General features: G+C 69.0%; 7 protein-coding genes and 1 tRNA gene. 3 read left to right on the plus strand and 5 right to left on the minus strand.

The features are described 5' to 3' along the window. Positions 1 to 837: DUF3662 domain-containing protein (locus LX15_RS33950; RefSeq protein ID WP_253674850.1), on the minus strand; the 837-nt coding region annotated here is incomplete at its 3' end. A gap of 202 nt (positions 838 to 1,039) precedes the next feature. Between LX15_RS33950 and LX15_RS33955 the strand changes: the two genes are divergently transcribed. The 3 genes from LX15_RS33955 to LX15_RS33965 all read left to right on the plus strand — a co-directional run bounded on the left by LX15_RS33955 (position 1,040) and on the right by LX15_RS33965 (position 3,670). Beyond that, positions 1,040 to 1,125, plus strand: a tRNA-Leu gene (locus LX15_RS33955). A 1,009-nt stretch (positions 1,126 to 2,134) separates the two neighbouring features. After that, complete coding sequence (locus tag LX15_RS33960) at positions 2,135 to 2,470, plus strand: hypothetical protein (RefSeq protein ID WP_253674847.1); 336 nt, start codon at positions 2,135 to 2,137, stop codon at positions 2,468 to 2,470. Between the two features lie 621 nt (positions 2,471 to 3,091). Further along, positions 3,092 to 3,670, plus strand: a complete 579-nt coding sequence (locus LX15_RS33965) for a hypothetical protein (RefSeq protein ID WP_253674846.1) — start codon at positions 3,092 to 3,094, stop codon at positions 3,668 to 3,670. 1,116 nt (positions 3,671 to 4,786) lie between these two features. Here the strand turns inward: LX15_RS33965 and LX15_RS33970 are convergent. From LX15_RS33970 to LX15_RS33985, 4 genes are all read right to left on the minus strand, one after another. Further along, positions 4,787 to 5,626, minus strand: a complete 840-nt coding sequence (locus tag LX15_RS33970; protein WP_253674845.1) for an ABC transporter permease — start codon at positions 5,624 to 5,626, stop codon at positions 4,787 to 4,789. Beyond that, positions 5,623 to 6,582 (minus strand): ATP-binding cassette domain-containing protein, encoded by a 960-nt coding sequence (locus LX15_RS33975; RefSeq protein WP_253674844.1) that lies wholly within the window; start codon positions 6,580 to 6,582, stop codon positions 5,623 to 5,625. The genes LX15_RS33970 and LX15_RS33975 overlap by 4 nt, the downstream gene beginning before the upstream one ends. Before the next feature lie 30 nt (positions 6,583 to 6,612). Further along, positions 6,613 to 7,458: a DUF4097 family beta strand repeat-containing protein gene (locus tag LX15_RS33980; protein ID WP_253674843.1), complete on the minus strand. Its 846-nt coding sequence runs from the start codon at positions 7,456 to 7,458 to the stop codon at positions 6,613 to 6,615. A gap of 77 nt (positions 7,459 to 7,535) precedes the next feature. Beyond that, complete coding sequence (locus LX15_RS33985; RefSeq protein ID WP_253674842.1) at positions 7,536 to 8,063, minus strand: YlcI/YnfO family protein; 528 nt, start codon at positions 8,061 to 8,063, stop codon at positions 7,536 to 7,538. Positions 8,064 to 8,503 lie beyond the last annotated feature (440 nt).

The raw sequence follows: 8,503 nt of genomic DNA on the forward strand, positions 1-8,503 counted from the left end.
GTAGCCACCGGGCTGGGGGGCGCCGTAGCCCTGGTCGTAGCCGGGCTGCGCGCCGTACCCCTGGTCGTAGCCGGGCTGGCCGTAGGCCGGCTGCTGCCCGTAGCCCTGGTCGTAGCCGCCACCGGGCTGCGGGGCGCCGTAGCCCTGGTCGTAGCCACCCGGCTGGCCGTAGCCACCGGGCTGGGGGGCGCCGTAGCCCTGGTCGTAGCCGGGCTGGCCGCCGTAACCCGGCTGCGGCGGCTGGCCGTACGGGTCGGTGTAGGCCGGCGGCTGTTGCTGCTGCTGCCCGTAGCCCTGGTCGTAGCCGTACTGACCTTGGCCGTGCGCGTAGCCCTGGTCGTAGCCGTACCCCTGTTGGCCCTGCTGTCCGTACGGGTCGCCCTGGGGGGGGTACTGGCCGGGTGGCTGGCTCATGGGTCGGTCTCCTGCGGTGCGAGGGGTCGCCGGCCGTTGGCTCGGCGATGCGTCGGGGTCGACGGACGAGCTGGTTCGGAACTGTCCGGTGTGCAGCGCCTCGGAGCGCTCAAGGGAGACTACGACGTCACCATAGGTGTCCCACCCCTGCTCTTCGAGGTGTTCGCGGACGCTGTCCGCCAGCAGACGGGTGAGGCGTTCCTCCTCCGCCGCGAGCTGCTGGTGGTCGGCGGGTCCGAGCGTGACGACGTAGTGGTTGGGCGCCAGGAGTCGGCCGCCGGCCAGCTCCCTGACGTGCACTTCGGCTTCCCGTTGCAGTGCCTGGGCCACCTCCTGGGGTACGACCTGTCCACCGAACACGCGCGCGAAGGTGTTGCCGACGATGCCTTCGAGTCGGCGCTCGAAGCGCTGAACGAGGCCCACGGCAACCTCCATACGAACGGCTCCCGAGCCCGATCGTATCCGTGCGGGACGGCCGAGACAGCCAACTGTTCCCGGAGGAGTGAAGTAGCTGGTCAGGACGGGTGTCGACGGTGGGGGGACCCCCCTTGTCGGACCCACTCGCGGAGTCGTGTTAAGCTATCGCAGCCAGCACGGCGGAAGCCCGATGAGGGAAACGCCGGACGGGCGAGTGGCGGAATGGCAGACGCGCACGGTTCAGGTCCGTGTGTCCGAAAGGACGTGAGGGTTCAACTCCCTCCTCGCCCACCAGGGCCAGTGGCGAAACCTACTGGTTCCAGGTCGTGAAATGAAGGGGCAGCCCGCACGGGCTGCCCCTTCGTCGTTCTGGCGGGGGTGCCGGGTCGGTTCGCACCTGGTTTTTCGGGTGTGTCTGCCGCGTTGCCTGGGTTGGGCGTGTCAGTGGGTGTACTCGCTCAGACTCGGGGTGGTCCTGCGTCGGTTGGTGGCTCTGATCTTTCGTTCGGTGTGGTGTGTTGTGCGCCACCTTTGCCGTTTGTGCAGGTTGAGGGCGGCGAATTGGAAGGCGAGCAGGAAGGTTTGGGCGGCGATGCCCCGGAGCCGGCGGAGTGCGGCGTCTTCGAGGTTGACGCCGTGGTCGGGGTTCCTGGCGTAGCCGTTGGGTCCTTCGTTGCCTGACCGCAGGCGCCTGTAGGCCGTCCGCCATTCCGGGCTCTGGGGCAGGGCTTGGGCGCGCTTGGCACCGGCGGTGGGCGGGATGGTGATGCTCTGCTGGGCGCAGATCTGAGGTGGCCCTCGGCGTCGGGGCGGGTCTTGGGGCGGAGTTCGTAGGCGCGACGGGCGGCGATGCGCTGGGTGTAGGTGTCGGCGCCGATGACCTTGTCGGTGTGATCACGGCTGGCGTTGACGAGGGCTTGGGGCATGTGGGGGCAGTGCCAGATGCCTTCGACCTGGAGGGCGCCGGCGTGTTCGGCCTGGGTACCGAACTGGTCGCGGCGGTAGGAGAAGAGGACCTGGAAGCCGAGGGCGCGGGCGGGCAGTTGGAAGTCCTCGGGGCGGCTGTTGTTGTCGGCGCAGTCGGCGGCCAGCAGCCGGTGGGCCGACCAGCACGGGGTGGGGCGATACGGCCGTCGACGTCGTGGGTGGTGCCAGAGACGACCAGGGCCCTGGAACGGCGCTTGCGGGAGAGCGCGCTGAGGCGGATCAGTCGACGCCAGGGCTTGAGCGCGAGGCGACGGCATACGCGGTTCCTCGGGACGGCTCGACCACCTTGGGATACCCGGGAGACTGTGGAATTCAGGTGAACCAACCCCATAACTCCAGGCAGGGGGGTATTCACACGCGTATCACCAGCTTCCGCAGGATCCTGCCGGTCAGCGCCAACACCATCTCAGCAAAGATGTACCGGTCACGCTGGTATGGCTGGGAGAAGATCGGCGACATTGCGCCGCGGACGGTCTACGGGCCGTCCAACTACGCCCAGGAACATCGCGAGACCGCGGCTTTCGGTTGCGACGCGGGGAGCTGGTACCGGTACCGCACCGAGGGCTTCGGCACGATCGTGGTGCCGAGCGGAACCTACAGCGCCGCCGCCTACGAGCAGAACGACAGCGAGATTCTGTGCGAACACCCATGAGATCCGGCGACGAGGTCTATGGCTCGGGCTTGTACTCGTCGCAACGGGCTCTCCGACGCTGGGCCAGCACGCAGTCGAGAGCCAGCACACCGCCAGTCCGACCACCGCCGTACTTCGCCCCCGTGACGAGCGACTCATTCCGGATGTCGACCCCACGCTCGTGGTAGGCGGCTTTGAGCTTGCGCCGTTCCTGGCAGATAGGCCCGCTGTCAGATCACCCCTTCCCGAAAGCTTGACCTGGCCGAAGCTTCCCGCGGTCAACCGGCTAATCGTGAAGAGTCCAACCGTGCCCATGCGGGTAGTGGTGGTCCTCATTCGCGACGTGCGGCTCTCCGGTCTTCCTGTCGAGGAGTCAACGCAAGACTTCCGGTGCGTCGAGGTAGAAGACGAGAAAGCGTCAGTCCAATCGACAGCGGCTTGGGTCCCTTGCGTCTACTTCCGATCCTCTTGGCATGTGGTCGTTCAGCTCGGTGGCCAGCCACGTCAGGCAGAGCGTCTCGTGCGACAGGTATCGTTTGTTGAGGCAGCGTCTCCTGGCGTACCGGAGACAAGGGAGGCGCAGTTCTCCCACGCTTGGGCCAGCACCGTTCGTTGACCTGATACCCATGGGAGGAACAGCGGGTGCAGCCGCAACCCACGCTTCCCACGCTCCTGCTCACCACGGCCGTACTCGACGTGCGACAGTTCGAGGCGGAGACCCGAGGTGAAGGTAGCCGGGCGATCCGCAGCCGGGTACACCTTGACGACCTCCACAACTGGACCGTTGAACGAGGCGAGCGAGTGATCACCTGTCGCGACGGGGAGATCAGTCCGCCGCGCTCCGGTGCCTACGAAGTGAAGGGCCCCTACCGGGAGCAGCAACCAGTCTGGGCGTCCTACGCCGGCTTCTGGACCTTGCAGCTCCTGTGCCCCGCCCTGTTCACCTGCTGCCTGGATGACGACTGCGCGTGGAAGATCGACGGCAGCAGCGCGACGCTTGCGGGAACCCCCGCCTACTACTCACCCCAGCGCCCCGTCGACGGCATCGTTGCCGACCCTGTCGTTCGGGTGGACGCCCGTCTGGATCTCCGTCTTGGTGTCGCCACTCATGTCACTACCACCAACCACGACGGGACACAGTTCTTCTTCCTCCTCCGGTCTGTCACACCGCGCAGCGGTGTTACCCACAGATGGGAGCACGACGAGGACGCCGCCGACTGAGCAGCAAGGATGATCGGCAGGAACAGGACCGCGTCCTCGCGTGCGGGAAACGATCTTGACTAGCGTGGGAAGCCACCCCCGTCCCTGCTCGGTTTCCGCTGGTCAGGAGATTTCGTAGCGGACCCACCAGGGCCAGTGGCGAAACCTACTGGTTCCAGGTCGTGAAATGAAGGGGCAGCCCGCAGGGGCTGCCCCTTCTGCGTTGTCCGGGTCGTTCGGGAGCGCGGGGCCCCGTTCACGCTCGTGCCAGCCCTTGGGCGCGCGACGGGCGGGAGGTTCGCCCGGTCAGGACGGTCCGGAGTAGGCCCTGCCACTGATGGGTGCGAAGTCACGCGGCGACCGGATGGACCTCGGACGGCTTTTCTTCGGGTTTTCGCCCTGTTCCGGTGTGTCTCGCGCCACTTTTTCGCTCGCCGGGGTTCGGTGCCGCGAGTTGGGGGTGGGCGGGAAGGTCCTGGTGGTGTTTTCCCGCACCCGAGGTGGGCCACCGCCTTCCAGCTCGGTCTCGGAATCCGGACTCCTGGGGAACCGCATGGAGAACGCCCGCCCACTTCGCCCTCGTCTTCTTCGCGTGGGGTTGGCGGTTCGGCCCTCAGCCGGACACGGCGGAACGCGCGAGGGTCCCGGACCTGATGGGGCGGTGGTCCTGGTCCTCGCGCGTCCGCCGAGATGCCGGCACCGGGAGGTCAACGGTGGTCGAACCGGGCCGGGAGCGTCGGTGCGGTCGTGCTCAGGGGAGGAGTTCGCCGAGCGGGGCGGAGTCCTTGTCGGCGGCGATGAGCGGGTCGACCAGCACGAACCGTCTGCCGTCGCTGTTGCTCCCCGCGGACCAGAAGCGGGCGCCTCCGTCGATCCACTGCGGCCTGACCTTCTCGCTGATGACGAGTTCGCCGGGGCGGCCCAGTCGGCGGACGAGTCACCCCGCGGCCTGGTAGTCCTGCGTGGCGCCCATTCCCCATGTCCCTTCTCGGTGATGACCGCGAGGTCACCAGAGCAGCCGGGGACACGACCTGGACGGTGTGATCGATCTGCTCAGGGGAGGCTGATGGCCTCCAGCAGGACTCCGGGAGGTGGCCACCGGGGAACGGCACCACGTCTTCTCCCGACGTCGGGCGGTTAACGCGCGCTCTCGCGGTTGAACAGCTTCTTCGACCAGAGGTATCCGCCCAGGCCGATGACGGCGCACCACACGAGCGCGATCCACGCGTTGTTCCCGATCGGCTTGTCCATCAGCAGGCCGCGCAGGGTTTCGATGATCGGGGTGAACGGCTGGTACTCGGCGAACCAGCGCAGCCCGGCCGGCATGGAGTCGGTGGGGACGAACCCGCTGCCGAGGAAGGGCAGCAGAACCAGCGGCATGGGCATGTTGCTCGCGGTCTCCACGCTCTTGCTCACCTGGCCGAGCGCGACGGACAACCAGACGAGCGCGAAGGTCACCGCCACCAGGAACCCGGCCGTGGCCAGCCACGCGCCCACCCCAGCCGCGGGGCGGAAACCGACCAGCAACGCGACACCGACCACGATCACCAGGCTGAACACCGTCTGGATCACGCTGCCGATGACGTGCCCGGTCAACACCGAGACGCGGGCGATGTGCATGGTGCGAAACCGGGCGATGATGCCCTCGGTCATGTCCATGGCGATCGACACCGCGGTTCCCTGGACCGTGGCCGTCACCGTCATCAGGATGATCGCCGGCGTCAGGTAGTTGGCGTACGCGGCGCGCCCGTCGGCCCCGCCGCCGTGCGCCGACCCGCCGAGCCCGGCGCCCAGCGTGCCGCCGAACACGTAGACGAACAGCAGCAGGAAGACGACGGGCATCCCGACGAGCATCAGGGTCATCGACGGGTACCGCACCATGCGCCTGAGGTTGCGGCGCAGCATCGTCACCGAGTCGCGGAGCGGGTGGAAGCGGAGGGCGGCCGGAGCCGGGCGGGTGAGCGTGTCGTTGCTCATCGCGTGGTCACCTTCTTGTCGGTGGAGTCGCCGGTGAGGGCGAGGAAGACGTCGTCGAGGTCGGGGGTGTGCACGGACAGCTCGTCGACCTCGATGGCCCGGTCGTCGAGCCGGTCGATCAGGGTCTTCAGCGAGCGCAGGCTGCCGTCGCTGGGCACCCGCAGGGCGAGCGCGTCGTTGTCGCGCGACACCTGGCCCAGCACGCGCGCGGCCGCGTCGAGGCCCCTCGGGTCGGCGAACCGCAGGCGGACGTGCCCGCCGGGGATGCGGCGCTTCAACTCGTCCGCGGTCCCCTCGGCGACGATCCGGCCCCGGTCGAGCACCGCGATCCGGTCGGCCAGCTCGTCGGCCTCCTCCAGGTACTGCGTGGTCAGGAAGATGGTGACGCCGCCGGCCACCAGGCCCCGGACGACCTGCCACATGTTGCGGCGGCTGCGCGGGTCCAGTCCGGTGGTCGGCTCGTCGAGGAAGATCAGTTGCGGGTCGCCGACCAGGGTCATCGCCAGGTCGAGCCGTCGCCGCATGCCCCCGGAGTAGGTCCCCGCCGGCTTCCTGCCGGCGTCGGTCAGGTCGAACTGGTCGAGCAGCTCCGCGGTGCGCCGCCGGCCCTCCCTCCTGGGGAGGTGGTGCAGGTCCGCCATCAGCAGCAGGTTCTCCTCGCCGGTGAGCAGGTTGTCCACGGCGGAGAACTGGCCGGTGACGCCGATCGCGGCGCGCACCGCGTCCGGCTCGCGGGCGAGGTCGTGCCCGGCCACCCTGACGTCGCCGGAGTCGGCGCGGATCAGCGTGGACAGGATCTTCACCGTGGTGGTCTTCCCGGCGCCGTTCGCGCCGAGCAGCGAGAAGATCGTTCCCCGTTGCACGGAAAGGTCGAGGCCGTCGAGCACGACGTGGTCGCCGTAGGACTTCCGCAGTCCGGTCGCGGCGATCGCCAGCCGGGATTGCCTGCTGTTCATGGTCTTCCCTTCTCCAGGGTCGGTGGTGGGTCAGGAACGGCGGATCGTGATGTCGCCGTAGGAGGTGTGCGCGCGCACCTCGACGGTCTCGTCGGACTCCCCTGGCCGAGTGGCGTTCCGCAGCAGGTTGCGCACGTGCCCGAACTTGGTGTTCACCGCCAGCCAGGCGGCGGTGCCTTCCGCGATGCCGATCTCCAGGGCTCCCATCGCGCTCTCCAGCACGACCGAACCGCGCACCACCTCGCCGACGTGCACGCTGCCGTTGGACGTCCTCGCGTCGACGCCGGCGCCCGCCCGCTCGACGCGGATGTCGCCGTTGGCCGCGCGGACCCGCACGTCGCCGGTGGCCGCCTCGATCGTGGTGTCACCGTTGGAGTTCCTGACGACCGCGGCGCCCTCCACCTCGCCGATCCGGACCTTCCCCGAGCCGGTGGAGACCTCGGCGCCGCCCGCGACGGCGTCGGCGGTGACGTGTCCGGCCGACGTGGTCACGCGCAGCGGGCCGGTCCGTTCGAGCCGGACGTTCCCGACGGAGGTCCTGAGCCCGCACTCCCCGAGTCGGCCGGTGCCGTGGAAGTCGCCCACCTGCGTCTCCACGGACACCCGGGAGCCGCTGGGCAGTGCGATGGACACGTCGACCGACCTGGTCCTGTGGGAGAAGTCGAAGACGCGCGGCTTCGGCCCGGTGACGCGGAGAGTGCCGTTGGCGTAGTCGACGCGGACCTGTTGGGCGGCCTCCACGTCGGACTCGTCGGCTTCGTTGGTCGGGCGGACCTCGACGAGGGTGTCGGTCCGGTCGCTGGCGTCGACCCACACGTGGCCGACGCTGAGGTCGAGCGTGACGGAAATCGGTTCTGGCGTCGCGAAATTGGGCATGGTCGTCCCCGCATCATGCGTAGGTGAGCCGTCCCCGCAGGTCGGGGCGCGGTGTGAGGAAAGTTGGTGCGGTGCGCTCAGCGCACCCAGCCGGTGAAGTCCTGCCTGGTTCGTTTTCCGGCGGCGCCCGGCTCGCGCCTCTGGTCGTGATCGGACCGCCGCAGGGCGGCGGCGGCCGCCCTGACCAACCAGGCGTTGGTCGAGCGCCCCTCCCTGGCGGCGGCCGCCTCGATCGCGGCCTTGAGCTGTTCGGGCAGGCGCACGTTGATCCGCGCGGCCGGGCCGTCCTCGACGATCAGCGGATCGACCTCCGACGCGCCGGCTCCCGCGGCGGGCCCGGCCGCGTCCTCGGGTCGCTCGGTGGTCGGCGAGGTCACCACGAAGTCCGGATCGCGTCCGCGCAGGCGCAGCTCTACCGAACCGGGGGCCAGTTCCCGGGTGATCTCGTCGGCGGCGGCCGACAGCGCGTCCAGCAGTGTCACCCGGACCGCCGACTCGAGCGACCCGGTCAGGCGCTCGACCAGCGCACGGGCCTCGTCGCCGCCGGCTTCGGCAAGCGCGGCGAACTCGCGCCCGAGGCCGCTCACGTACGAGGTCAAGTCCATGGCACCACTTTGGCACACGGATGGCACAGATACAAGCCATGGTGGCTCGGAATCGTGGTGCCATCTATGGCGCCATCTGGCGTATGCCGGCGAAATGCGCAGGTCAGTGCGGGCCGCTTGAGCCACGCTGCGGGGGAATGAGGCTTCGGTGCACTTGGTGCCACCCGTGGTCCCGCGCTGCCAGTGGTGGACCCGCACGCCCGTCGTGACGAACAGAAGGGCAGCCGCGCGGGCTGCCCTTCCGCTCTGGACCCGGTGTGGTGGAGCCTCACGCCTTCTTCTGCTTCTCCAACCCCCGGTCCCGGTTCGTCTTCACTCCGGACCTGTCCTTGGGCTGGGGCTTGGCGGGCGGCTTGGACTGAGCCTTGGCCTGGTTCTCCAGGGCTTGGACGCGGCCCGCCCACTGTTGTTGCTGGATGTCCCTGGCCTTGGCCTTGGCC

This window comes from Streptoalloteichus tenebrarius (genome assembly GCF_024171885.1).
In the GTDB taxonomy this organism is placed as follows: Bacteria; Actinomycetota; Actinomycetes; order Mycobacteriales; family Pseudonocardiaceae; genus Streptoalloteichus; species Streptoalloteichus tenebrarius.

What these genes read in the sequence shown, in the direction of transcription:
- LX15_RS33985 (WP_253674842.1), bottom strand. Translation starts at nt 8,063, where the DNA reads ATGGACTTGACCTCGTACGTGAGCGGCCTCGGGCGCGAGTTCGCCGCG.
- LX15_RS33975 (WP_253674844.1), bottom strand. Translation starts at nt 6,582, where the DNA reads ATGAACAGCAGGCAATCCCGGCTGGCGATCGCCGCGACCGGACTGCGG.
- LX15_RS33970 (WP_253674845.1), bottom strand. Translation starts at nt 5,626, where the DNA reads ATGAGCAACGACACGCTCACCCGCCCGGCTCCGGCCGCCCTCCGCTTC.
- LX15_RS33980 (WP_253674843.1), bottom strand. Translation starts at nt 7,458, where the DNA reads ATGCCCAATTTCGCGACGCCAGAACCGATTTCCGTCACGCTCGACCTC.